Origin of the sequence: Actinomycetospora termitidis (genome assembly GCF_030286555.1) — a bacterium.
GTDB lineage: Bacteria > Actinomycetota > Actinomycetes > Mycobacteriales > Pseudonocardiaceae > Actinomycetospora > Actinomycetospora termitidis.
This window is the reverse complement of the sequence record NZ_JASVWF010000001.1, coordinates 1,475,552-1,500,172: the sequence shown is the minus strand read 5'-3', so window position 1 is coordinate 1,500,172 and position 24,621 is coordinate 1,475,552. Positions and strand designations below refer to the sequence as shown.

At 74.9% G+C, this 24,621-nt stretch carries 19 protein-coding genes; 7 read left to right on the top strand and 12 right to left on the bottom strand.

Features of this window, described 5'->3' with window-relative positions; genetic code table 11:
* Positions 1-10: 10 nt before the first annotated feature.
* Entirely contained in the window at positions 11-964 is a 954-nt protein-coding gene (gene sepH, locus QRT03_RS07365; RefSeq protein ID WP_286051871.1) for a septation protein SepH, read from the top strand.
* On the opposite strand, the gene QRT03_RS07360 is transcribed toward sepH, so the two are convergent.
* Together QRT03_RS07360 and QRT03_RS07355 are read right to left on the bottom strand one after the other, a co-directional pair.
* Positions 950-1,624, bottom strand: a complete 675-nt coding sequence (locus tag QRT03_RS07360; protein ID WP_286051870.1) for a DUF2537 domain-containing protein — start codon at positions 1,622-1,624, stop codon at positions 950-952. The two genes, sepH and QRT03_RS07360, sit on opposite strands and share 15 nt — an antisense overlap.
* Positions 1,621-2,445 carry a TrmH family RNA methyltransferase gene (locus QRT03_RS07355; protein ID WP_425604789.1) on the bottom strand — a complete coding sequence of 275 codons (825 nt, stop codon included), beginning with the start codon at positions 2,443-2,445 and terminating at the stop codon, positions 1,621-1,623. Before QRT03_RS07355 ends, QRT03_RS07360 begins: the two co-directional genes overlap by 4 nt.
* Positions 2,446-2,691: 246 nt before the next feature.
* Between QRT03_RS07355 and QRT03_RS07350 the strand changes: the two genes are divergently transcribed.
* Positions 2,692-3,240 (top strand): bifunctional nuclease family protein, encoded by a 549-nt coding sequence (locus tag QRT03_RS07350; RefSeq protein ID WP_286051868.1) that lies wholly within the window; start codon positions 2,692-2,694, stop codon positions 3,238-3,240.
* A gap of 328 nt (positions 3,241-3,568) precedes the next feature.
* Positions 3,569-5,047, top strand: a complete 1,479-nt coding sequence (locus QRT03_RS07345) for a glutamate-cysteine ligase family protein (RefSeq protein WP_286051867.1) — start codon at positions 3,569-3,571, stop codon at positions 5,045-5,047.
* A 4-nt stretch (positions 5,048-5,051) separates the two neighbouring features.
* Here the strand turns inward: QRT03_RS07345 and QRT03_RS07340 are convergent, their stop codons facing one another.
* The 4 genes from QRT03_RS07340 to QRT03_RS07325 all read right to left on the bottom strand — a co-directional run bounded on the left by QRT03_RS07340 (position 5,052) and on the right by QRT03_RS07325 (position 8,366).
* Positions 5,052-5,972 carry a type IV toxin-antitoxin system AbiEi family antitoxin domain-containing protein gene (locus QRT03_RS07340; protein ID WP_286051866.1) on the bottom strand — a complete coding sequence of 307 codons (921 nt, stop codon included), beginning with the start codon at positions 5,970-5,972 and terminating at the stop codon, positions 5,052-5,054.
* 158 nt (positions 5,973-6,130) lie between these two features.
* On the bottom strand, positions 6,131-7,369 hold the full coding sequence (locus tag QRT03_RS07335; protein ID WP_286051865.1) for an MFS transporter: 1,239 nt from the start codon (positions 7,367-7,369) through the stop codon (positions 6,131-6,133).
* Between the two features lie 83 nt (positions 7,370-7,452).
* Complete coding sequence (locus tag QRT03_RS07330) at positions 7,453-7,671, bottom strand: dodecin (protein ID WP_286051864.1); 219 nt, start codon at positions 7,669-7,671, stop codon at positions 7,453-7,455.
* 101 nt (positions 7,672-7,772) lie between these two features.
* Positions 7,773-8,366 (bottom strand): TetR/AcrR family transcriptional regulator, encoded by a 594-nt coding sequence (locus QRT03_RS07325; RefSeq protein WP_286051862.1) that lies wholly within the window; start codon positions 8,364-8,366, stop codon positions 7,773-7,775.
* Positions 8,367-8,410: 44 nt separating this feature from the next.
* Between QRT03_RS07325 and QRT03_RS07320 the strand changes: the two genes are divergently transcribed.
* Together QRT03_RS07320 and QRT03_RS07315 are read left to right on the top strand one after the other, a co-directional pair.
* Complete coding sequence (locus QRT03_RS07320) at positions 8,411-9,844, top strand: molybdopterin-dependent oxidoreductase (RefSeq protein ID WP_286051861.1); 1,434 nt, start codon at positions 8,411-8,413, stop codon at positions 9,842-9,844.
* Entirely contained in the window at positions 9,841-10,332 is a 492-nt protein-coding gene (locus QRT03_RS07315; protein ID WP_286051860.1) for a hypothetical protein, read from the top strand. Before QRT03_RS07320 ends, QRT03_RS07315 begins: the two co-directional genes overlap by 4 nt.
* Here the strand turns inward: QRT03_RS07315 and sfnG are convergent.
* Together sfnG and QRT03_RS07305 are read right to left on the bottom strand one after the other, a co-directional pair.
* Positions 10,323-11,444 (bottom strand): dimethylsulfone monooxygenase SfnG, encoded by a 1,122-nt coding sequence (gene sfnG, locus QRT03_RS07310; protein WP_286051859.1) that lies wholly within the window; start codon positions 11,442-11,444, stop codon positions 10,323-10,325. The two genes, QRT03_RS07315 and sfnG, sit on opposite strands and share 10 nt — an antisense overlap.
* Positions 11,445-11,635: 191 nt before the next feature.
* On the bottom strand, positions 11,636-13,069 hold the full coding sequence (locus QRT03_RS07305; RefSeq protein WP_286051858.1) for an NCS2 family permease: 1,434 nt from the start codon (positions 13,067-13,069) through the stop codon (positions 11,636-11,638).
* Between the two features lie 33 nt (positions 13,070-13,102).
* Here QRT03_RS07305 and QRT03_RS07300 point away from each other — a divergent pair, with 33 nt between their 5' ends.
* Positions 13,103-13,345: a DUF2530 domain-containing protein gene (locus QRT03_RS07300; protein ID WP_286051857.1), complete on the top strand. Its 243-nt coding sequence runs from the start codon at positions 13,103-13,105 to the stop codon at positions 13,343-13,345.
* Here the strand turns inward: QRT03_RS07300 and QRT03_RS07295 are convergent.
* Together QRT03_RS07295 and QRT03_RS07290 are read right to left on the bottom strand one after the other, a co-directional pair.
* Positions 13,342-16,254, bottom strand: coding sequence for a sacsin N-terminal ATP-binding-like domain-containing protein (locus tag QRT03_RS07295; protein WP_286051856.1), 2,913 nt, complete (start codon positions 16,252-16,254; stop codon positions 13,342-13,344). The two genes, QRT03_RS07300 and QRT03_RS07295, sit on opposite strands and share 4 nt — an antisense overlap.
* The gene (locus QRT03_RS07290) at positions 16,241-17,017 is read right to left on the bottom strand and encodes a DUF3027 domain-containing protein (protein ID WP_286051855.1); all 777 of its coding nucleotides are present in this window, start codon (positions 17,015-17,017) and stop codon (positions 16,241-16,243) included. The genes QRT03_RS07295 and QRT03_RS07290 overlap by 14 nt, the downstream gene beginning before the upstream one ends.
* A 116-nt stretch (positions 17,018-17,133) precedes the next feature.
* On the opposite strand from QRT03_RS07290, the gene QRT03_RS07285 reads away from it, so the two are divergent.
* Positions 17,134-17,880, top strand: a complete 747-nt coding sequence (locus QRT03_RS07285; RefSeq protein ID WP_286051854.1) for a glutaminyl-peptide cyclotransferase — start codon at positions 17,134-17,136, stop codon at positions 17,878-17,880.
* Positions 17,881-17,893: 13 nt separating this feature from the next.
* On the opposite strand, the gene QRT03_RS07280 is transcribed toward QRT03_RS07285, so the two are convergent.
* A complete protein-coding gene (locus QRT03_RS07280) occupies positions 17,894-20,713 on the bottom strand; it encodes an FAD-binding and (Fe-S)-binding domain-containing protein (RefSeq protein ID WP_286051853.1) in 2,820 nt (939 codons plus the stop codon).
* A 76-nt stretch (positions 20,714-20,789) separates the two neighbouring features.
* On the bottom strand, positions 20,790-24,383 hold the full coding sequence (locus QRT03_RS07275; protein ID WP_286051852.1) for a hypothetical protein: 3,594 nt from the start codon (positions 24,381-24,383) through the stop codon (positions 20,790-20,792).
* Positions 24,384-24,621 lie beyond the last annotated feature (238 nt).

Sequence of the window (24,621 nt, the reverse complement as noted above, 5' to 3'; positions counted from 1 at the left end):
AGGCCTGACCATGCGCGAGCTCCGGGTCGTGGGCCTGGGCGACGACACGTCGACGGTGATCCTCGAGGACCCGATCCGGCACGAACGCTTCACCGTCCCCTCCGACGAGCGGCTGCGCGCCGCGGCCCGCGGGGACGTGCGCCGGCTGGGGCAGATGGAGATCGAGACGACGTCGCCGCTGCGTCCGCGTGACATCCAAGCGCGGGTGCGCGGTGGCGAGTCGGTCGCCGACCTCGCGGCCGGGGCGGGGGTCCCGGTCGCGCACGTCGAGCGGTTCGCCTACCCCGTGCTGCTCGAGCGCTCCCGGGTCGCGGAGATCGCCCGACGGGCGCATCACACGCCGGCCGAGGGGCCGACCGATCCGCGCACCCTCGGCGAGATCATCTCGGCCGTGCTGTCCGGGCGCGGGCAGGACGCCTCCGAGGCCTCCTGGGACGCCTGGAAGGGCGAGGACGGCCGCTGGGTGGTGGCCATGTCGTGGCGCGCGGGGCACTCCGACCACCTCGCGCACTGGACCTACACGCCGGGACCGTCGGGCGGTGCGGTGGCACCGCGGGACGAGGCGGCCCGGGACGTCATGGGGCTCGCCCCCGCGTCCGGGCCGCGGCGCGCGGACGGGACCGCCGCCCGCCCCGTCGTCGAGGACGTGCCGGCCGAGGAGACTCCCCAGCAGGCCACGGACGTCGAGGAGGTCGAGGACGAGCCCGCCGTCGCCGTGGGCGGTGGACCCGCCCCGCGCCCGACGGCGACCCCGAAGCGGTCCGGGAGCGCGCGGGGCTCGCGCAACGTGCCCGACCAGCGCTCCCCCGAGCGCTCGGCGACCCCCCGGGCGCCGCGGGACCGTGGCCGGACCGACCCGGGTCGCGACGACGGCGGCGGAGGCGCGCGGGGTCGCCAGAAGTCGCACCCGATCGTCCCGTCGTGGGAGGACGTCCTGCTCGGGGTGCGCTCACCCCGGAGCTAGCGCGGCCACCACCAGGGCCGGCACCGCCAGGCCCATGCCGACGAAGGCACCCCAAACCGCCCAACGCCACGTCGGCACGGTCCGGTTGAGCCACAGCGCGGGCACCAGGCCCGCGACGACCACCAGGTCGATCAGCACCCCGAACCACCCCAGGCCCGCGACGAGCGGGAGTGCCAGCGTGACGTTCACCGCCAGGACCAGTCCGCCGACGATCGCCGCCAGGGTCACCCCGGTCGCCCACGGCGTGGGCTCGGTGAAGACCGTGGAGACGGTGCCGCCCGGGGTCCGCTTCCCCCGACGGCGGGTCGGCAACGGCACCGCCGGGACGCGCGGGGCCGTCGTCACCGCCCGGAGCGGGATGCGCAGTCCGGTGACCGGGTCGCGGTAGTCCACCGGGCGTCCCAGCACGACCGACACCCGGGCGGCCAGGTGCCGACCGGTACGGCTGACCCGGACCGCCTCCGACGACCGCGGTCCGGCACTCGCCCGCTCGGCGGCGTCCGCGGCGCGGGCCCACTCGTCGAGCTCCTCGACGAGCCCCGCCGGGAGGTCGGCCCCGGGCGCGTAGTGGCCCCAGCCCTCGTCGACGGGGGTCCCGCCGACCGGGTGCCCTCCCACCAGCGCGCGGCCGCGCCGCGCACCGACCTCGAGAACGGTCACCCGCGCCCCGCCGTGCTCGGACTGCCGACGGCGTGGAACGCGACCGCTCCCGCCGTCGCCACGTTGAGCGAGTCGACGCCGGGGACCATCGGGATGCGCACGCGGTGGTCGGAGAGCGCGAGGGCCTCGTCGGACAGTCCCGGGCCCTCCGCGCCGAGCAGGAGGGCGACGCGGTCGGCGTCGGCGAGCGTCGACGGCCCGACGTCGCCGGACGGCGTGAGCGCCCCGAGGACGTACCCGTGGCGCCGCAGCGCCCCCGTGAGCGCCTCCCACGGGCCGGCGACGAACGGCACCCGCAGGACGTGGCCCATCGAGACCCGGACGCTGCGCCGGTAGAGCGGGTCCGCGCAGCCCGGTGCGAGCAGGACGGCGTCCACCCCGAGCGCGGAGGCGTTGCGGAACAGCGACCCGAGGTTCTCGTGGTCGTTGACCCCCTCGAGCACGGCGACCCGCGTCGCGGTGGCCAGGACCGCGTCCAGGTCCGGCGCCGGCGCCCGGTCGGCGCTCGCGAGGACGCCGCGGTTGAGGTGGAAGCCGACGACGCCGGCCATCGTGTCGGCGTCGGTGACGAAGGCGGTGACGTCCAGCCCGTCGAGTTCCGCGCCGAGTTCGGCGATCCGCCGGGGGACCCCGAGCAGGGCCCGGGGCGGGTACGGGGAGGCGAGCAGGCGGCGCACGACGACCGTGCCCTCGGCGAGGACCAGACCGCGCCCGCCGGGCCGGTCGGGGCGGCGGTCGGCCCGGGAGAGGTCGCGGAAGTCGTCGAGCAGCGAGGGCGGTTCCGGGAGGCCCCCCGCCCCGAGTTCCACGATCCGCGCCACGGCCCGCATCGTTCCAGATGTGATCTCGAGTGACGGGTGGGACGGGCCCGTCCGGCCGCCGGGCGGGTCCGTGGTGTGCCGGGGAGGGGCACGGGGCATGCCGGGACCGGGCCCGTCGGACGGGGCCCGCCGCGTTCGGCCCTGACGGCGCGGTCCGCGGCTGACAGGATGGAGTCGGCCGGGAAGGCTTCAGCGGAGCTCGACCGGGGACGGGCACACCGATCTCCGGGTACGGGAGGCGAAGACGTGAGCGAGATGCGGGTGGTCGGCGTCCTGGCCGTCGACGACGCGGCGCAGCAGGCGGCGTCGGACGCCAACCGGCATCCGGTGGTGCTCCTGCAGGAGACGACGGGCAAGCGGTGCCTGCAGATCTGGATCGGCCTGGCGGAGGCCGAGGCGATCGCCCTCGAGCAGCAGGGGCGGTTGCCCGAACGGCCGCTCACGCACGTCCTGATCGCCGACGTCGTGTCGGCACTCGGCCGCACCCTCGAGCGGATCGAGATCACCGAGGTGCGCGGCGGCACGTTCTACGCCGACCTCGTCTTCGACCGGGGGCTGCGGGTGTCGGCGCGCCCGAGCGACTCGATCGCGATCGCCCTGCACGTCGACGTGCCAATCCACGCCACCGAGGCGGTGCTCGTCGAGGCCGGGGTGCTGGTCGACGACGACGAGTCGGAGACCGCGTCCGGTACCGAGGGCGAGAGCGGGTCCGGGGTGCCCGACGAGGAGGAGGTCGACCGGTTCCGGGCGTTCCTCGACAACGTCTCGCCGGAGGACTTCGGCCGCGGCTCCTGAGCCCGGTCTGCGCCCACCGCATCTGCACGTGCGCCCGACGGTCGGGTGATCCCGGTCTCTCCGCTGAACGGACGCTATGACGAGCCGAACGGTGGCGCACCCTGGTGCGTGACACACGGCTGTGTCACCGTTGCCGGGTCGGGGACGACCGCGTCCCGGCCCCCGGGCGGACCGATCGCTCAGGGGTGCGGGTCGAGAGAGGGAGCCGGGCACTGATGGGGCCGACCGCCGTACCGACCACCTCGGCGCACGTTCCCTGCGGCGGTGAGGACCGGGTCGGCAGCCCACCTCCCTGCCGCCCGACGACGGGAGCCGGGTCCCGCCACTGATGGGCCGGGTCGTCTCCCGCACCGTCCTGTCCGACCGCGACGCCTACCGCAGCAAGGTCCACCGCTGCCTCGAGGCGTTGCGCCGGATGGTCGGTGAGGGCCGCTTCGCCGCCGACGAGCTCCGCACCGGGGTCGAGCTCGAGCTCGCGCTGGTCGACGAGGGCATGAGCCCCGCGATGCTGAACCACGCGGTGCTCGACCGCTCGGCCTCGGACCTGCTCACCACCGAGCTCGGCCGGTGGAACCTCGAGATCAACCTGCCGCCGCGCACCCTGCCCGGCGCCTCGGCCTGCGACCTCGAGGACGACGTCGTCTCCTCCATCGCGTGCGCGCGCCGTTCGGCCGCCGTCGTGGGGGCCACGCCGGTGACGATCGGCATCCTGCCGACCCTCGGCGCCGAGCACCTCGACTCCGACCAGCTGACCGACGACCCCCGCTACGACCTGCTCAACCGGCAGATGGTCGGGGCCCGCGGCGAACCGTTCCACCTCGACATCGCGGCGCCCGCCACGGAGGAGCACCTCGTGCTCGACGTGGACTCGATCGCGCCGGAGGCGGCCTGCACGTCGCTGCAGCTGCACCTGCAGCTCACGCCGGAGACCTTCCCGGCGCACTGGAACGCCGCGCAGGCGATCGCCGGGGCGCAGGTCGCGCTGGCCGCGAACTCGCCGTTCCTGCTCGGGCACCGGCTCTGGGCCGAGACCCGCGTCCCGCTGTTCGAGCAGTCGGTGGACGTGCGCCCGGTCGAGCTGCGCAACCAGGGCGTCCGTCCGCGGGTGTGGTTCGGCGACCGCTGGGCGTCCTCGGTGACCGACCTGTTCGAGGAGAACGTCCGCTACTTCCCCGCCCTGCTTCCCCTGGTCGACGACGAGGACCCGCTCGCGGTGCTCGACTCCGGCGGCGCCCCGCAGCTGCACGAGCTGCGGCTGCACTCCGGGACGGTCTGGCGCTGGAACCGGCCGGTCTACGACGTCGCCGACGGCGTGGCCCACCTCCGGCTCGAGAACCGCGTCCTGCCTGCCGGCCCGACCGCGATCGACGCCGTCGCGAACGCGGTGTTCTTCTACGGGCTCGTGCGGGCCCTCGTGGCCCTCGAGCACCCGCCGTGGACCTCCATGACCTTCGCGGCCGCGCACGAGAACTTCGTGGCCGGCGCCCAGCACGGGCTCGACGCGGAGCTGCACTGGCCGGGCGCCGGCAAGGTCCCGGTCGACCGGCTCGTCCTCGACCGGCTCCTCCCGCTCGCCCGGGCCGGCCTCGCCGAGTGGGGCGTCGACCCGGACGTCGCCGAGCGCTACCTCGCCGTCATCGAGGCCCGGTGCCGCACGGGGTGCACGGGCGCGTCCTGGCAGACCTCGATGGTCCAGGCCCTCGAGAAGGACGGCTGCACCCGGCCCACCGCGATGGCCCGGATGCTCGAGCGGTACGTGTCCCACATGAGCGAGAACATCCCGGTCCACGCCTGGCCCCTGACGTAGGTCGTCAGCGCGCGGCGAGGACCTTGCCGAGGGCGTCGACGAACACCTGCGGGTCCTCGGTGAGCTCGTACCAGTGCGTCCGGACGACGACCCACCCGGCGGCGGTCAACGCGGTCTGCCGGGGGCCGTCGATCAGGAACGCGCGCAGGCCCCGGTGGTAGGCCCACCCGTCGACCTCGACGATCACCTTCTGCTCGCGGAACGCCAGGTCGACCCGTGCCCGCCCGTACCCGGGGACGTCGATCGGGAAGTTCGCGACCCAACCGAGGATCCCGGCCAGCAGCAGGACACTCTGTACGAGGCGCTCGGCCTCGGAGACGGCACCACCGCTCGCGAGTGCGATCAACCGGGCGGTGATCGGAGCTCCACGGCGACCGGACCGGCGCACCTGCAGCCGACGCAGGGTCTCGAGTGACACCCGTCCGCGTTGCAGCGCACGGTCCATCAGGCGCGCCCCTCGGTCCGTGCCGAGCACGGCGGCGGCGTCGAGGACGGTCGCGGCCACCGTCGTGACGCGCAGCCCGTCCCGCCGGCCGCACTCGCGGTCCGGGACGGTCCGTCGGATCAGGATCGTGTCGGGCCGCGGCCGTCGGTGGCAGTCGTGCCCGACGGCCACCTCGATCCGCGTCGGCGCCTGGTCCTGGAGTCCCCACCACCAGGCGGCGGCCTCACCCACGAGCACGGCGTGGTCCCCGAGGGACAGCATCACCGCCCGCACGCGTGCTCGGAGGGTGTTCTCGTGCGTCGCGTCCTGGTAGACGCAGTGCGCCAACCGTCGCCAGCGCCCCGAGGCCACCAGTCGCCGGACGGTCTTCGCGCTGATCCCGTGGGCGATCGCCTGCGCGAGGGCGATCACCCCGTCCTGACGGCGCAGCAGGGCGCGTAGTCGGGCTTCCTGACGTCGGGTCGCTTCACGGGTGCTCACACCTCGTCCGACGCACCGCCGGGCCGTCCGGATCCACGTTCGTACGACCATGATCCACTTCCGGGCGGCAGAGTGGCCCACCACGCGGGCGTTCTGCCGCCCGGATATGGATCATGAACCGGGGGACCGGCTGTCCCGGCGACCCCGGACGGGCGCCGTCAGGCCGGTTCCGCCGCCACCCGGGACCGGCGCGCCTGCCAGACCAGCACCCCCGCCGCGACGAGCACCGTCAGCACGGTCAACGCCCCGCCGACCACCAGCGGCGCGCGGCCGCCCCAGGCGTCGGCCATCCAGCCCAGCACCGGACCGCCGAGCGGGGTCCCGCCGAGCAGCACGAGGATGTACAGACCCATGACGCGGCCGCGCATCGACTCGGAGACGCCCAGCTGCACGGCCGAGTTGGCCGCCGTCGTGAAGACGAGCTGGCCGAGCCCGGTCGGGATCAACAGCAGCGCGGTGAGCAGGTACGTCGGCATCACGCCGGTGAAGAGCTCCGCGACGCCGAAGAACAGGCCCGCGATCAGCACGGTGCGCATCCGCGGCCGCCCGACCCGGCGCGCGGCGACAAACGTCCCGAGCAGGCAGCCGACGGCGAGGGCGGAGGTCAGCAGGCCGTACGACTCGGCGCCCCGCCCGAAGACCAGGCGGGCGGTGATCGCGAGGGTCATGAAGAAGTTGATGCCGAACGTGGAGACGAAGAAGACCACGGTCAGCAGCAGGATGAGATCGGGTCGGCGGCGGACCTCGCGCAACCCGTCGCGCACCGCACCCCTGGCCCGGCCGGCGCGCTCGTAGGGGAACATCTCCGCCGGCCGCATCAGCGCGAGACCGGTCAGCACCGCGGCGAAGGTCGCGCAGTTGACCAGGAAGACCCAGCCGGTGCCGACCGCCGCGATCATGAGGCCCGCCACCGCCGGCCCGACGATCCGGGCGGTGTTGAACGTCATCGAGTTCAGCGCGACGGCGTTGGTCAGCGAGTCGGGCCCGACCATCTCCCCGGCGAACGACTGCCGCACCGGCGCGTCGACGGCGGAGAAGCAGCCGAGCAGGAAGCACAGCACGTAGACGATGCCGAGCGTCGCGGTGCCGGTGACGTCGAGCAGGCCGAGCGCCAGCGCGCACGCGCCCATGCCGAGCTGCAGGCCCATGAGGATGCGGCGCTTGTCGTAGCGGTCGGCGATCGCGCCGCCGGCCAGCGAGAGCAGCAGCGTCGGCCCGAACTGCAGGGCGGCGGCGACGCCGAGGGCGACCGGGCTCCCGCCCGAGAGGTTGAGGACCAGCCAGTCCTGGGCGACGCGCTGCATCCACGTGCCGACCAGGGAGACGACCTGTCCGGCCGCGAAGAGCCGGTAGTTGCGCACGCGCAGTGAGGCGAACATCGTCGCCGGGGCGGTCACCGGGTCATCACGTGTCGTGAGTTTACCTAACGATCCTGGGTCCGGCCCCCGGATTCACACCGGGGACCGCCGACCCGGACCGGCTACGACTTGGTGTCCTCGAGGGCGAAGCCGACGGTGATCGTCACCTGGTAGTGCTGGATCTTGCCGTCCTCCACGTGGCCGCGGATCTCCTTGACCTCGAACCAGCCGATCTGACGGAGGGTCTCCGCCGCGCGCTTGATGGCACCCGAGATCGCGTCGTCGACACCCTTCTCCGACGTCCCGACGATCTCGGTCTTGCGGTAGATGTTGTCCGCCACGCGGGCCTCCTCGCTCGGTGAGAGTGCACGGTCGTCCACCCACCGAACCGGTACCCGTTCTCGTCCGGACACCCACGTGACCGCCCGCCGCGAGCGACGTCTCAGCCGGCGCGCACGAGATCGACGGCGGCCCCGAGAGCGAGGTCGAGGACGTGGAGGTCCCGGTGGAGCCGGGCGAGCATGAGCCCGCCCTGCACGGCCGCGAGGACGACGACGGCCAGGTCGGCCGGCTCGCGCGTCGGGTCGACGTTGCCCGCCGCCTGCCCCCGGGCGAGCAGACCGGCGATCCGCTCCTGCCATCGCGCGAACGCACCGGACTGGTGGGCGCGCCAGCGCTCGTCGTCGTCGACCTGGCTGCTGAACACCCCGAGCGGGCAGGGGAACGGGCCGCCCCCGTCCCGGTGCAGCTCCCACAACGAGGCCGCCCACGCCCGGACGTCGTGCCCGGCGAGGGCGGGCTGGGCGGCGAGGACCCGCTCGAGCTGGTGGTCGATCACGGCCAGCACGAGATCGGACTTCCCGTCGAAGTAGTGGTAGAGCTGCGACTTCCCCGTCCCGCTCGCCCGCAGCACGTCACCGATCCCGGTGGCCGCGATCCCGCGCGCCTCCATGAGCTCGGCCGCGGCGGCGACGATGGCCTCCCGGCTCCGCCGGCCGCGGGCGGTCGGCGGCCCGGACGCCTCCTCGACGGTCACGCGTCGATTGTACCGATCGGTCCAGTCTGCGCTAGGCTCCCCCGATGACCACGGCCGGCACCACGGGCCCCGCGGCAGGGGCGGACCCTCCGGAGACCCTCGACGGGGACGGACGGGAGAACGAGCGGCGCGCCCCGGAGCCGGAGTACGGGTTCCCGACGGCGTTGTGGCGCGGGTTGGGGCGCATCCCGGTGCCCCCGCCGTTCCACCCGAGGACGTGGCGCAGCCCGTTGCGCGGCACGTGGCTGACGTCCGTGTTCGGCGCGGTGCTGCTGGTCGGGCTGACGGTCGTCGTCCTGACCGGACTGATGTCCTACATCGCCTACGGCCCGCAGTTCGGGCAGGCGATCCCGGCCGACGTCGGCGGACTGCACCTGCCGTTCTTCGACTGGCCCACGGATCCGTCGTGGTTCTACCGGCTGACCCAGGGCCTGCACGTCGTCGGCGGGATGGTGCTGACGCCGATCGTCCTGGCGAAGCTCTGGTCGGTGGTGCCGAAGCTCTTCGCCTGGCCCCCGGTGACCAGCGTCGCGCAGCTGCTGGAACGCGTCTCGCTGCTCGCGCTGGTCGGCGGCATCCTGTTCGAGTTCGTCACCGGCCTGATGAACTCCCAGTACGACTACTCGTGGGGCTTCGGCTTCTACACCGCGCACTACTACGGGGCGTGGGTGTTCATCGGCGGCTTCGTCGCCCACGTCGTCCTGAAGTTCCCGACGATGGTCCGCGCACTGCGGCGGGGGCCGCACGGCAGCGGGGCCTTCGACCGCTGGCTGCACGACTCCCCCGCCACCACCGAGCCCGAGCCGGTGGACGCGCACGGTCTCGCCCCGGTCGCCCCGGGCCGGCCGACCCTGTCCCGACGGGGGCTGCTCGGGCTCGTCGGGGGCGGGTCGGCCTTGGTCGGGGTGCTGAGCATCGGCCAGACCTGGGACGCCCTGCGGCCACTCGCCGTGCTCTCCCCGCGCGGGCAGTCCTACGGCGACGGGCCGAACGACTTCCAGATCAACCGCACGCTGGCCGGCTCGGGCATCGACCCGGTGGCCCTGGGCGACGGGTGGCGACTGCGGCTGACCGGCGGCTCCGGTGAGGTCTCGTTGAGCCGCGCCGACCTCGCGGCCATGCCCCAGCACACCGCGGTCCTGCCGATCGCGTGCGTCGAGGGCTGGTCGACGACCCGGACGTGGAGCGGGGTGCGCCTGCGCGACCTCGCGGCCCTCGCCGGCGTGCCGGCCCCGGACAACGCGTTCGTGCAGTCGGTGGAGACCTCCGGGGCCTTCGCCCGCGCGACGTTGCAGTCGAACCAGGTCCTGGACCCCGACTCGCTGCTCGCGCTGCGGGTCGGCGACGACGACGGCGGACCGCTGGCCGACCTGTCGCCCGACCACGGCTTCCCGGCCCGGGTGATCGTCCCGGCGCTGCCCGGGGTGCACAACACGAAGTGGGTCGCGTCGATCGACTTCAGGAGGAGGACGGCATGACGGTGTGGCGGCGTCTGTACGGCGCGAACCCGCTGCACCTGCTCGTGCTGGTCGCGTGCTTCGCACTCGTCGGCTACGTGGTGTCGATGCTGTGGGAGGACCCGAGCTGGCTCGCGCTGCTGATCTGGTTCCTCGGCGCCGTGATCGGGCACGACCTGGTGCTCTACCCGCTGTACGCCCTGGCCGACCAGCCGTTGCGCCTCGCCCGGTGGGCCCGGCGACGGGCCGACCGGCCGGTGCTCGTCCCCGCGGTCAACCACGTGCGGGCGCCGGTCCTGGGGTCAGCGGTGCTCGGGCTGATCTACCTGCCGACGATCACGAGCCACGGCGAGGACGCGCTGCGGTTCACCTCCGGCCTCGGCACCGCCGGGATCCTCGAGAACTGGCTGCTCGTCACCGGCGTGCTGTTCCTGGGCAGCGCGGTGGTCTACGCGATCCGGCTCGGCCGGGCCGCCCGACGGACGGCCCGGCCGACGACTCAGGCCTGAGCGGCGAGCGGGCGCTCGGCCAGCTCGGCCTCCTTCTCGCGGATGATCGGCAGCACCTTCTCGCCGAACTGCTCGATCTCCTCCTTGACGTGCAGGAAGCACAGGAGGTTCAGGTCGACGCCGAGCTTCTTGTACTCGATGACGCGGTCGGCGACCTGCTCGGCGGTGCCGATGAGCTGGGACTTGAACCCGTCGTTGTACTGGACGAGGTCCTCGAACGACGACTCCGCCCACATGCCCTTGCCGTCGGAGGCCGACTTCCCGGCCTGCTGCACGGCGTCGCGGAAGCCCTGGACCTGCTCGACGTTCGCCTTGTCGACGATCTCGCGCAGGGTGTCGCGGGCCTCGGTCTCGGTGTCCCGCACGATCATGAAGCCGTTCAGGCCGAACTTCACGGACCGGTCGTGGGCGGCGGCCTCGGCGTTGATGACGTCGAGCTGCTCGGTGACGCCGTCGAAGTCCTTGCCGTTGGAGAAGTACCAGTCCGACACGCGGCCGGCCATCTTCTGCGCCGCGGTCGAGTTCCCGCCCTGGAAGATCTCCGGGTGCGGGCGCTCCGGGGTGTTCAGGGGCTTGGGCTTCAGCGAGTAGTCGTGGAAGCGGTAGAAGTCGCCCTTGAACTCGAAGTTGTCGGACTCCCAGATGCCCTTGAGGCAGGCGATGAACTCCTCGGTGCGCCGGTAGCGCTCATCGTGCTCGAGCCACGGCTCGCCGAAGGCGGTGAACTCGCCCTTGAACCAGCCGGACACGACGTTCGTCGCGAACCGGCCGCCGGTGAGGTGGTCGGCGGTGGCGCCGAAGTTGGCGAACACGCCGGGGTGCCACATGCCCGGGTGCACGGCGGCCATGACCTTGAGGCGCTCGGTGGCCATCATGATCGCGAGGGACAGCGACGTGGACTCGTGCTGGTACTCGGCCGAGTAGCTGGCCATGTAGCGGACCTGCGAGAGCGCGTACTCGAAGCCCGAGTTCTCGGCCGCGATCGCGGTCTCGCGGTTGTAGTCCCAGTTCCAGTCGGTGCGCTGCTCGATGCCGCTGGTGACGAGGCCGCCGGAGACGTTGGGGACCCAGTAGGCGAACTTCAGGGGGTCGGACGGGGTGCCGACGGACATGGGGGTGCCTCCTCGAGGCGTGCGGGAGTGGTGCGAGACGACGGGGGCGTGGAGATTCAGCCTCGACACGCCTGGGTGGAGCACAGACCGAAGTCGACGTGCCGGCGGCGCGTCAACGTGGTGGCTCCGATACCCATCGGACACAACCGTTCCGGCGCCCCGACGGCCTGTCAACCGGAGGGACGACCGGCTCACACCAGCGCGGCCTGGATCGGTCCGACCGCGAAGTAGGCCAGGAATGCGACCGCCACGACCCACATCAGCGGGTGGATCGTGCGCGCCCGCCCGGTCGCGGCGTGCAGCACCACCCAGCTGATGAACCCGACGCCGATGCCGTTGGCGATCGAGTACGTGAACGGCATCGTCACGATCGTCAGGAAGACCGGGAGGGCCACCCGGAACTCGCCCCACTCGATGTCACGGACCCCGCCCATCATCAGCGCGCCGACGACGACCAGCGCCGGCGCGGCCGCTTCGACCGGCACGACCTCGTAGAGCGGGGTGAAGAACATCGCGGCCAGGAAGAGCAGGCCGGTGACGATGTTCGCGAGGCCGGTGCGGGCCCCGCTCGCGATGCCGGAGGCCGACTCGACGAACACCGTGTTCGAGCTCGACGACGCCGCCCCGCCGGCGACCGCGCCCGCTCCCTCGACGACGAGAGCGCGCCCGATGTTGGGCAGCTGGCCCTTCTCGTCGACCAGGCCCGCCTGCCGGCCGAGTCCGGTCATCGTGCCCATCGCGTCGAAGAAGTTGGCGAGAACCAGCGTGAAGACGAGCAGGGTGACCGCGATGATCGGCAGCCGCGTGAACGCGCCCAGGGAGACGTCGCCGACCAGCGAGAGGTCCGGCAGCCCGACCACCGACGACGGCAGGCCCGGGTAGCCCAGGTTCCAGCCGCGCGGGTTGGTGCCGTTGGACGGGCCGACCTGCACGATCGCCTCGACGACGATCGCGAGCACCGTCGTCGCGACGACGCCGATGAGGATGCCCGCCTTCGTGCCGCGGGCCACCAGGACCGCCGTCAGGAGCAGGCCCACGCAGAAGACCGCCGTCGGCCAGCTCGCGATGGAGCCCTCGATGCCGAGGCCGACGGGCACGGTCGTGTTCGCGGCGTCCGGGATGCGGCGCACGAACCCGGCGTCGACGAGGCCGATCAGCGCGATGAACGCGCCGATCCCGGCGGCGATCGCGATCTTCAGGGCGTCCGGGATGGCCGCGAACACCGCCGTCCGGAAGCCGGTCAACCCGAGGATCACGATGATGATCCCCTCGATGACGACGAGACCCATCGCCTCCGGCCAGGTCATCTGCGGGGCGATCGTCACCGCGACGAGGGTGTTGATGCCGAGCCCGGTCGCGAGCGCGAACGGGAAGTTCGCGATCAGGCCGAAGAGGATCGTCATGACGCCCGCGACCAGCGCGGTCACCGCCGCGACCTGCGGCACGGACAGCGTGGCCCCGAGGACGTCGCGCTTCGCGCTGGCCGACGCCGGGTCGATGCTGCCCAGGATCAACGGGTTCAGCACGACGATGTAGGCCATCGTCACGAACGTGACGAGCCCCCCGCGGACCTCGGCTCCGATGGTCGTCCGCCGCTCGTCCAGACGGAACAGTCGCTGCAGCACGGCGGCAGGCTAGCGGGGTCGTAGGCTCGGTGTGTGGTCGAACCGGACTGGCAGCCCCCGCCCCTGCCGCGTCGGCTGACCGAGCCGGTGCGACCGGTCGTCGTCGGGATGGCCGTGTGGGTCGTGGCGCTCGTCGTCGTCGCGCTCGCCGGCGGGTCGACGGCGTGGCTGTGGGCCTGCGTCGTCGGCGTCGGGCTCGGGCTGGTGGGGCTGACGGTGCTCGCGGTGCAACGCCGCGCGGTGGCGCGCGGCTCGAAGGGCGCCCAGAAGCTCTAGGGCGACCGGGCCGCGAGCAGGGCCCGCGCCGGGTCGTCGGTGTGCACGGTCCCGTCGTCGGTGACCCACACGTGGCCGAAGACCTCGCGGACCTCGCCGGCGACGCTGACCGCGACGCGCAGCCGTTCGTGCACCACGACCTCGCCGTCGGGCAGCTCCCACCCGACCGCGGCCGCCCACGCCGCGGCGTCCGCGAGGGCGGTCCAGGCGGTCGGCGTGCCCGGCGAGCGGACCTCGCCGTGCACCGTCTCCGACGCGACCGGCAGGTCGAGCAGGTCCGCGAGCGTCGCCGCGGCCCCGGGGGCGACGGGCACGACCCGCCCCGGGTCCAGCGCCACCGACAGCCACGGCCGGTCCAGGACGACGGGCACCGGGTCGCGGGCGGGATCGGCGTCGACGACGCTGCCGTCGGCCGTACGCACCCGCACCGGCGGGTCGACGTCGGCCACGTCGACCCGCCCGGCGACGACCGCGTCCGCGAGCGCGGAGTGGGCCGCGAGCGCCGCCCCCGGCGGAACGGTCCGCGCCGGGTCGGCGAGCCGGTCGAGGAGGTCGGCGGCCTCGTCGGGATCGGCGACCGTCAGGTCGGAGCGCACCCCGACCGCCGTCAGGAACCCGGGATCGAGGTCGACGGGCACGGGGTCGACGAGGGCGGCCACCGGTCCGGTCGCGCCCGGCAGCCGCCAGTGCCCCGGCCGGTGGCCCGCGAGGTCGCCGTGCCGGGCGAGCCACCACGCGGTGTAGGGCACGGGTTCGCCCGGCAGCCCGACCAGCGCGGCCCGCACCGCCCGGTCGCCGGCCAGCAGGGGCCATGCGGCGGGCCAGTCGGCGACCAGGTCGAGGTCCCGGACGGCCGTCATCGCACTCGGCGGGCCGGGGAGCGCCCCCGTGTCGGCACCGGGGTGCGCCGGCTCCGGGTCGACGGCCTCGGCCCACCACGTCTCCTCGTCGTCGAGGTCGTGGTCCGGGCCGGTCGGCTCGTCGTCGAGCACGATCGCGAAGCCGTCCAGCACCCCGACCGCCCGCAGCGCCTCCCGGCCGTGCTCCGCCACCGCCCTGTCGGCCAGCACGCCGATCGGCGAGTCGTCGCCGAGCACCGCGCGGAGCGCGCCGTCGGGGAGGACGAGCTCGTCGGCGCGGCGGTACCCGCCGTCGTCGTCGGGCAGGGCCAGGGCCCCGAAGCCGGGGCCGGCGCCGGGGTCGCGCTCGCCGACGACGGTGAGCACCAGACGCGCGATCGGCCCGACGTCGAGGCCCGCGTCCGCGTCGTCGACCGACCGCTCGACGGCCTCGCGCACCTCCGGCTCGTCGAGCAGGCCGGGGCCGTCGGCGCGGCGGGCGCCGAGGGTGACGAGCAGCGGGTGGGCGGCGTCGGAATGGACCAGTCGCAGGTCCAGGCCCTCGCCGAGCCCGGCCTGCGCGACGTCGGGTCCGGGCAGCAGGACGCCCCGGGCTCCGATCACGAGGCGCCCGTCGACCAGCGGCACCGGCAGCGCGGCGAGTTCCGCGGGGTCGAGCGCCTCGAGGCCGGCGAGCGCCTCGTACACGCCGTGCCACCACGACGGCGGGCGGCGGAGCCCGACGAGGCGGTCGGCGAGGGCGGCGGGGTCGAGCCGGGTGACACCGAGGTCGCCGAGCGCCGAGGTGAACGGCGCCGAGGTCAGTCCGTCGAGGGTGTCCGCGAGGGCCGCGAGCAGACCGGGGGTGGGGTCGTCGAGGGCGACCGCGCGGGACGGCACGACGTCGGGTCCGGCCGCTCCGGGCAGCCACGGCGCCCCGCCCAGTGCGGCCGGGACGGCCTCGCGCAGCGTCGCGTCCACCTCGGACGCGGGGAGCCCGGGGGCGGGTACGAGCGCGGTGCGGCGGTCGGGGTCGAGCCGCACGACGAGGTCCGGGTAGTGCGCCGAGGCCGCCCGCAGCACGTGGTCGGTGACCCGTCCCCGGCGGACGTGGCGGCGGTCGGCGTCGAGGGGGACGGTGACGACGAGGCGGGCGGGCAGCGTCGTCGTCTCGGCGGTGGCGGTCGGGGCGTGGAGGGTGTCGCGGGGCGGGCCTCCCGGGGCGTCGCGGACTGCCCAGAGCCCCTCCCACGTGGTGCGCTCCCGGTCCTCGACCCCCAGTGCGGCGCTGCCGTCGCCCTCGCGCAGCACCTCCGCGGGCAGGTCGCCGGCGCACGGCAGCGTCGTCCAGCCGACGCCCCCGACGACGAGCCGGCCGCCGCCCTCGTCGACCCGCTCCAGCGTCCGCCCGTCGACCTCGACCGAGCCCAGCCACGGCAGGGCCAGCAGCAGGTCGCGGGCCTGGTCGCGGACCTCGCGGAGCGCGTCGTCGGCGGGCACGGTCAGCGGGAGGCGGACCTCGGTGGTGACGAGGTCGTCGTCGAGGTCGTCATCGGCGGGCCACGGGAGACGCAGGACCGGCACGCCGTCCGGGCCGCGTCGTCGGGCCTCCTCGGCGAGCTCGCCGCCGGCCTCGGTGACGGCCGCGACGGTCCGGGCGCGGTCGAACGCGACCCCGCCGTCCCGTGTCACGACCCGGGGCGCGTCGGTCAGGCCCAGGACCGCGCTGAAGCCGACGCCGAACCGTCCGACGGTCGCCCCGGTGCGCTTGGCCGAGGCCCGCAGCGAGGCGAGTCCGGCCACTCCCGCCGCGTCGAGCGGCGCGCCGGTGTTGCCGACCCGCAGCTCGTCGCCGTGCACGGTGACCCGCAGCCGGGTCGGCTCCCCCGCCGCCGCACCGGCGTCGGCGGCGTTCTGGGCCAGCTCGACGAACCAGCGCCCGCGGTAGCCGCCCCGGACGAGGTCCTCCTCGGCGTTCGCGTCCTCCCGGAAGCGCGCCGGGGACGCGGCCCAGGTGTCCAGGACCGCGCGGCGCAGCGCGGCCGTGCCGAAGGGGTCAGGCGTTCCCATCCGACGCCGGCTCCATGTCGACGCCGTCGTCGTAGACCAGCTCGGCGACCATCACGACGGAGCCGGTGTCGACCTGCAGCTCCGAGTGCCCGCCGCAGCCGTACTCGGCGTGCACCACGTGCCCGTCGGCGGGGACGTTGCCGTTGCCGCACACCCCGAACGCGCCGCGCAGCGAGCCGCCGAGGGTGAGGTAGAAGCCGCACGTCCCGCAGTGGGCGGATGCCGCGCGCGCCATCTCGGCGGCCGGGCCGAAGTCCCCGCCGGTCCAGCGCTCGGCCGCGTCGAACCGGCCCTCCGGGCTCATGACGCGCGGCCGGCCGAAGCCGAGCTCGTCCGCGACCGCGCGGATCTCGTCCGCACCGGGCTCGTCGTCGTCCAGGGACGCGTGGGCCGGGACGAGACGCTCGTCGTCCTCGTCGACCGGCAGCAGGTCGCCCGGGGAGAGGTCCTCGGCGCGGACGCGCTCGTTCCACGGGATCCACTCCGGCGCGACGACGGCGCCGGTGCCGGGCAGCAGGGCGACCTCGCCGAGGGTGACCTCGTCGGCGCCCATGACCGTGACGGCCCAGGTCCAGCCGCGGTAGCCGGGCTTGGCGGCGGCGAAGTAGTGCGTGGCGGCGGTGGCGTCCTCGCGGACGACCTCGAGGTGCTCGCCGACCTGGTCCGCCTCGCCGTCGGCGGCCTCGACGGCGGCCGCGCGCGCGAGGTCGACGGCATCGGCGAGCACGGCGGTGGGCACGGCGGTGTCAGCGAGGTCCTGCACGTCGTCGATTGTGCCGCACCGAGGACCCGCGCCCGGCGTGGGAGTCTCCCCCCGTGCCACGCCGCCACCGCCCCGTCCGCGCGCACGGCACTCTCGCAGCGTCGAGGCGCGCGAGAGTGCCGTTCGTCCTGCTGGCCCTGGTGGTCCTCGCCGGCTGCTCGACGTCGGCGGCCCCGGCGTCCGACGTCACGCGGCTCTCCGTGCAGGTCCTCGGGACGGTGCCGCACGACCCGGCGGCGTTCACGCAGGGCTTCGAGATCGCGGGGGCGTCGCTCTGGGAGGGGACGGGCCTCGTCGGGCGGTCCCAGCTGCGCGAGACCGACCCGACGACGGGCGCGGTCCGGCGCGCGGTGGACCTGCCGGCCGACCAGTTCGGCGAGGGGATCACCGTCACGCCGAACCGGATCTGGCAGCTGACCTGGAAGAACGGCGTCGTGTACGACCGCGACCCGACCACGCTCGCCGTCCGGCGCACCCTCCCGCTCGACCGCGAGGGCTGGGGGATCTGCCACACCGCGACCGACCTGGTGACCTCCGACGGCTCGTCGACCCTCGTGTTCCGCGACCCGGAGACGTTCGCGCCCCGCCGCACCGTCGACACCGGGGTGAGGCGGCTCAACGAGCTGGAGTGCACCGGCTCGACGATCTGGGCGAACGTGTGGCAGACCGACGAGATCGTCGGGATCGACCCGCCGTCGGGCCGCATGACGACGGTGGTGGATGCCTCCGCCCTGCGACCGGCGCAGACGCGGGGCGACCCGGACGCCGTCCTGAACGGCATCGCGGCGATCCCGGGGACGGACGAGTTCCTCGTCACCGGCAAGCGCTGGCCGGTGACCTACCGTGTGGCGTTCGCCAGGTGAGCACTTTGTGTCGCTATAGCGACAATTTCTGCTCACCAGGCGAAGCCACATCGTCCAGGATCTCCAGCACGTGCCGGTACGTCGCGCCGGTCGCCTGCGAGACGCCGATCTCGCAGGTGCGGTTGCAGCTCGCGTAGAGCTCCGTCGGGTGCGCGCGCACCTCGGCGGCCTGCTCGGCGGTCGCGGCCTCGGTGAGCTCGGGGTGGAGCATCCCGCGGTCGCCGGCGTAGCCGCAGCAGCCCCAGGCCTTCGGCACGACGACCTCGTCCGCCACCGCCTCGGCCAGCAGCCGCAGGTCGTCGCCGATGCCGAGGTGGGTCGTCGAGCAGGTCGGGTGCAGCGTCAACGACGACGCCTTCGTCCCGACGGCGAGCTTCGGCAGGATCTCGTGGGCGGTGAAGGAGACGGCGTCGACGAAGCGCAGGGACGCGACCCGCCCGTCGTCGGGAAGGAGCTTTCCCAGCCCCTCGAGCCCGTGCGTGCACGACGACGCGTCGACCACCACCGGCAGGCGCCCCTGCTGGGTCGAGCTCCACAGCCCGTCGACGACCCGCGCGGCCATGGCGCGACTGCCCTCGGTGAAGCCCTTGGACTCCCACGGCACGCCGCAGCACATCGACCCGATCCCCTCGGGCACGGCCACGACGACGCCCGCGCGCTCGGCCAGGCGCAGGAACGCGTGCGCGGACCCGTCTCCCTGTTCGGGCGCGAACACCTGGTGCAGGCACGTCGGGAAGAAGACGACGTCCGGGTTCGCCGGGTAGACCGGCTCGGGCCGGTGGTCTCCGCCGGAGGGGACCGCCCGCGAGTAGAGCGGAACGAGGTCGGTCGGCAGCACCTTCCGGGCCGCCGCCGAGGCGGCCGACGCCAGACCGGGCACCGCCGAGGCGGCCCGCAGTGCCACGCGCGCCGTCCCGGACACACCCTGCCACCGGAGCGCGACGGCCTTCCCCGCCTGCTGCGCCCGGTCGGAGTGCCGCTCGGAGCGCAGGCGCTTCATGAGGTCGCCGGTGTTGATGCGCACCGGGCAGGCCGTCGCGCACATGCCGTCGGCGGCGCAGGTGTCGACGGCGTCGTAGGCGTAGTCGGCCTCGATCTCCGCGGCGAGCGCCGGGTCCTTCGCGGCGGCGCGGCGCAGGACGATGCGCTGGCGCGGGGTCGTCGTGACCCGTCGCGAGGGGCAGACCGGCTCGCAGTAGCCGCACTCGACGCAGGCGTCGACCTCGGGATCCACCGTCGGGACCGTCTTGAGGTCGGTCAGGTGGGCGTCGGCCTTGTCCGACAGGATGATCCCGGGGTTGAGCAGACCCGTCGGGTCGCAGAGGCGCTTCAGCTCCTGCATCACGCCGTACAGCTCGTCGCCGTACTGGCGGCGCACGAACGGCGTCATGATCCGGCCGGTGCCGTGCTCGGCCTTCAGGGTGCCGTCCTGGGCGAGGACGAGGTCGACCATCTCGTCGGTGAAGACGCGGTAGCGCTCCAGCTCGCGGGGGTCGTCGAACCGCTCGTTGACCAGGAAGTGGACGTTGCCGTCCTTCGCGTGCCCGAAGATCACCGAGCCCTCGTAGCCGTGGCGGTCGAACAGCTCGGTCAGCCCGTCGCAGGTCGACGGCAGGGTCCGGACCGGGACGGAGATGTCCTCCAGCAGCGCCGTCGTCCCGCTCGGGCGGGCCGCCGCGACCGCGGTGTAGAGCCCCTTGCGCAGCGCCCACAGCGAGGCGCGCGCGGCGGGCTCGCGGGTCAGGCCGGCGTCGCGGGTCAGGGGCAGCTGGGCGAGGACCGGCTCGGCGTCGGCCTGGATGCCGTCGAGCTCGTCGGCGGTGGCGGTCTGGAACTCCACGAGCAGGCCGGCGTGGCTCTGGACGTCGAGTTCTTTGACGGTCGACGGCGCCCGCGGGTCGGACTGCGCGACGACGAGCGCGCGGGCGTCCAGGAGCTCCAGGGTCTTCGCCCCGGCGTCGAGCAGGGCCGGGAGCGCGTCCGTGGCGTCGCTCGTGTTCGCGAAGACGAGCATCGAGGTCGCGGCGTGCGGGAGGATCGGCAGCGTCTCCAGCACCACGTCCGCGACGAACCCGAGCGTCCCCTCGGAGCCGACGAGCAGGTGGGCGAGCACGTCGATCGGGCGCTCGAAGTCCAGGAAGCTGTTCAGCCCGTAGCCCATCGTGTTCTTCATCGAGAACAGGTGGCGCAGGCGCTCGACGGAGTGCGCGTCATCCCTGACACGGCGTGTCAGCCGCGCGAGCCCCTCGTAGAGGTCCCGCTCCCGGTGGCGCAGCTCGTCGTCCGCGTCGGGCTTCCCGGTGTCGATCACGGTGCCGGAGGCGAGGACGAAGGTCATCGAACGCAGCGTCGAGTACGTGTTGAACTCGGTGCCGCAGCTCATGCCGGACGAGTTGTTCGCGACGACGCCGCCGATGGTGCACGCCGCCGACGACGCCGGGTCCGGACCGATCTTGCGGCCGTACGGGGCGAGGCGGGCGTTGACCTCGTTGACGGTCAGCCCGGGCTGCAGCCGCACCGCGCGGCCGTCGTCGAGCACCTCGAGCCCGCGGAAGAACCGCCGCGTGTCCACGAGCACGCCGTCGGTGACACCCTGCCCCGACAGGCTCGTGCCGCCCGAGCGGAACGTCAGGTTGAGCCGGTCCCGCACGCCGAGCTGCAGCAGCTGTGCGACCTCCGCCGCGTCCGCCGGCAGCACCACGGCCTGCGGGTGCAGCAGGTAGTGGCTGGCGTCGTTGGCATGGGCGGCGAGGTCGATCGGCCGGCGCTTGACCCGCTCCGGGTCCGCGATGACCTGAGCCAGCGAGTCGGCGAGGGTGGTGGTGGCCGTCACCCGCCCAGGATCGCACCCCGGACGCGCGAACACCCGCCGTCGGGAAGGGGATTCCCGACGGCGGGTGCTGGTCCGGTCAGTCGTCGGACGACGGGGTCCCGTCGGCACCGTCAGAGCCGCCCGGCGATCCGCCGCTGCCGCCCGAGCCGCCCTGGGCCTGGCCGCCCGTGGCGTTGCCGCCGCTCCCGCCGTTCCCGCCCGTCTCGCCGGCTCCGTTGCCGCCGTCCCCGCCGTCACCGCCCTGGCTGCTCGCCTGCCCTCCCGAACTCCTGGCGTCACCACCCTGACCACCGTGACCGCCCGAGGAGCCGATGGCATTCCCGTCGATGTAGACGTAACCAGAGTCGCCCCCGTCACCGCCGTCACCGCCGCGGCTCGAGGCGTTCCCGTCGCTCACGGCCGCCGCAGCTCCACCGGCGCCCCCGGAGCCGCCCAGCCCGCCGAGACCGGCAGGAGCGTCGAGACCAGTGCCGCCGGCGCCGCCGACGGCGGTCGCATCGCCGCTGCGCCCGGACGTGCCCCCGGAGCCCGCGTGTCCGCCGAGCGCCGTCGCGGCGCCTCCCCGGCCGGCAGGGACGAGCCCGAAGCCCGGCGTACCGACGCCACCCCGCGCCGTGGCGTCTCCTCCGTCTCCACCAGCACCCTGACCCACCTGCATGCCGTCCTCGGTCGCGAAGCCGCCGTCGCCGCCGTCGCCGCCGAGTGCGTACCCAGGTCCCCCCTGCCCGGGGCCCTGGGAGAACTCGCCGTCGTATCCGACGGCGGCTGCGTCGCCCCCGTGGCCTCCGTCGCCCTCCGTCGCCGTGGCGATGCCGTTCGCGGCGGGACCACCGGCTCCGACGCCGCCCCGGCCCCCCGTCGCGGCGGCGTCACCGCCATCACCGCCGTCACCACTGATGGCCGCGATCCTGGCGGTCAGGTCCGAGTAGCCGTCGCCACCGTCGCCGGCCCGGGCGATGGCGTTCCCCCCCACACCGCCGACTCCCTGGGTGGCGGTGCCACCGGTACCGGTCGTGGCCGTCCCGCCGGCGCCACCCGCACCGCCGGTCGCGGTCGCATCCCCGGCGTCGCCGCCGTCGGGGGCGTCGCCGAGCCCGTCGACGCCGACACGCCCGTCGGCCGTCGTCGCCGACGCTGCCCCGCCGAGGCCCCCCGCACCGCCGGTCGCACTGGACGCGCCGTCGCCGCCACCCGGCCCGCCAGCGAGGCCGGCCGTCGCGTTCGCCGTTCCGCCCGCGCCACCGGCCCCACCGATGGCGGCGATGCTCTCGCCCGCGGTCGGGGTGGTGGCCTGCGCGGCGGCGCCGTCCCCGCCCCGGCCGCCGGTCGCGGTGGCGGCGCCACCGTCGCCGCCGTCGGCCCGGGTCAGCAGCGTGCCTCCCTCGCCGGTCTGGGTGCCCATGCCCCCGGCGCCGCCCCGGCCGCCGATCGCAGCGGCCGCGCCGCCGGCGCTGCCGTCGCCGCCGATGACGGTGCCGGTCGCGGTGGAACTGCCCGCTCCGCCGGCGCCGGCGCCGCCGGTCGCCGATGCGTCGCCACCCGCACCGCCGACACCGGGGTTCGCCATGGCCGTCCCCGAGGCCGCCGTCCCGCCGGCGCCCGTGCCGCCCCGGCCCGCGATCGCGGTCGCGTCGCCACCGGTTCCGCCGGCGCCACCGGTGGCGGACGCGTCCTGTCCGGTGCCACCGACCGTCGTCACGTCCCGCCCGGCGCCGCCGTCGCCCGCCTGCGCGGTGGCGCTGCCACCGACACCGCCGACGCCCTGCGTAGCCGATCCGCCGGCGCTGGTCGTCGCCGCACCACCGTTGCCGCCGACCCCGGCGACCGCGGTCGCGGCCCCAGCCGCCCCGCCGTCCGGGGACGCCACGGTCCCCGCTCGTCCGTCGGCCGTGGTCGCCGACGCGTCGCCGCCGGTGCCACCGGCACCACCCGTCGCGGACGCGGTGCCGGCCTGTCCGCCCGGGCCACCCGCCAGGCCCGCGGTCGCCGCGGCCGCTCCGCCCGTGCCGCCGGCACCGGCGACGGCGGTGAAGGAGCCACCGGCCTGCTCGTTCGTCCCGTCGACGTCGTTCGCGTCGCCGCCACGGCCACCGACGGCGGTGGCGGTCCCGCCGTTCCCGCCGGGACCGGTCGTCGTGGTGGTGACGCCGTCCCGGGTCGCCGTGCCCGTGCCGCCGGCACCGCCCCGCCCGCCGGTGGCGCTTGCAGCCCCGCCTGCGCCACCGTTCGCGCCCGTCTCGCTGCCTTCGGCGCCGACGACGACGCTCGGGCCGGACGGCACGGCGAGGGAGTCGCCGCCGGTGGCGGTCGCGTCGCCACCCGTTCCACCGACACCGGCGGTCGCGGTCGCGGTCCCGGACGCCGCTCGGCCCCCGGCACCGTTGCCGCCCTGGCCCGCGGTCGCGGCGGCACTCCCGCCCGCGCCACCGGCACCGCCGACGGCGGACACGCTCTCGCCGTCCATGCCCGGGTCGCCGTCCTCGCCGGTCGCGGTGACGTCGGAACCGTCACCGCCGACGCCTCCGGTGGCGGTCGCGTTGCCACCCAGACCGCCGACACCCCGTCCGACGCCCCGGGCAGTGACCGTCGTGCCGCCGTCACCGCCGCGGCCACCGACCGCGGTCGCGCTCTGCGCGGCACCGCCGTCCGCGGCTGTGGTCGTGCCGTCGAGGCCGTCCGCGCCGACCGCGGTCGCGTCGCCGCCGCGGCCGCCCACCGCCAGGGACCGGCAGTCACCCAGGCAGACCGCGGTGCCGCCCGCGCCGCCGTTGCCCCCGAGCGCCGATGCGCCCGTGGCGTCCCCGCCGCGACCGCCGCCCGCGACGTTCGTGCAGACCCCGAGGCAGTAGGCGGTCCCGCCCTTCCCGCCGTTCTGCCCGGCGCCGCCGTTCGCGCCGGTCGCCAGGTTCGTGCAGGTCCCGATGCAGTACGCCGTGCCGCCCTGCCCGCCGTTCACTCCGGCCTTGCCGACCGCGACGTCGGTGCACGTGCCGAAGCAGAACTCGGTGTTCCCGGTGCGCGAGGAGTACTTCACGAAGCCCTCGCCACGGGTCACGGTGTAGCCGGCCCAGGACTTCGGCAGCCAGCCGGGCGGAGCCGCCGGCAGCGCGGGGGCGGGCGCCGGCGCGGGCTTCGCGGCCGATGCGGGCTTCGCGGCCGTCGACGGTGTGGCGTTCCTGGCGCTGGGTGCCGGCAGTGACGCATTGCCGGCACCGGAGGTGCCTGACGTGCGGGCCAGCGTCGCCACCGGCCCCGTCCCCGACTCCTGCGCCGACGCGTGCACCGACCCCGACCGGTCCACCGCCACCACGGCCGGCGCGAAGCCGACCGGCACGGAACCTCCCGAGGTCCAGCTCCCGGAGGAGTCCCGGACGACGGCCGACACCGTCCCGGAGCCCTTGTCGGCGGTCAGCACCCGCTTCGACACCGCGTCGTAGACCACCGCCACCGGCGTCGCGCCGACGCCCACGGACTGCACCTGACGCAGGCCGCCCCGCCCGTCCGGCACGAACACCCGCACCGCCGAGAGCACCGGGTCGGCCTGGAACACCGTCCCCGACGCCGGGTCGACCGCCACCGCGTGCGCCGGCCCCTCGACGACCGCTCCCGCACCCGCCGGCGACGGCGCGACCCCGAGGGCCAGCGCCAACGCCGCCGGCACCCCGATCAACGACCCCACTGCCGTCCGACGACGCGAACCCCTGCGATGCCGACCTGCCACGGCGACTACTCCTCGTGATCTGTTCGCGGCAGGCCCGGTCCCCCGACCACCCCGCCGCATCGTGATCAAGGGTCGGATCACGGGCAGCGATCGACAATCGACCCAAGTCCCCTCCTGCTGCGCCGAACAGGTGGTCGGCTGCGCGGATCGACGATGCGGCGAACCTGCCACTGGATGACAGCAACGA

What these genes read in the sequence shown, in the direction of transcription:
- sepH (WP_286051871.1), top strand. Translation starts at nt 11, where the DNA reads ATGCGCGAGCTCCGGGTCGTGGGCCTGGGCGACGACACGTCGACGGTG.
- QRT03_RS07345 (WP_286051867.1), top strand. Translation starts at nt 3,569, where the DNA reads ATGGGCCGGGTCGTCTCCCGCACCGTCCTGTCCGACCGCGACGCCTAC.
- QRT03_RS07320 (WP_286051861.1), top strand. Translation starts at nt 8,411, where the DNA reads ATGACCACGGCCGGCACCACGGGCCCCGCGGCAGGGGCGGACCCTCCG.
- QRT03_RS07315 (WP_286051860.1), top strand. Translation starts at nt 9,841, where the DNA reads ATGACGGTGTGGCGGCGTCTGTACGGCGCGAACCCGCTGCACCTGCTC.
- sfnG (WP_286051859.1), bottom strand. Translation starts at nt 11,444, where the DNA reads ATGTCCGTCGGCACCCCGTCCGACCCCCTGAAGTTCGCCTACTGGGTC.
- QRT03_RS07295 (WP_286051856.1), bottom strand. Translation starts at nt 16,254, where the DNA reads ATGGGAACGCCTGACCCCTTCGGCACGGCCGCGCTGCGCCGCGCGGTC.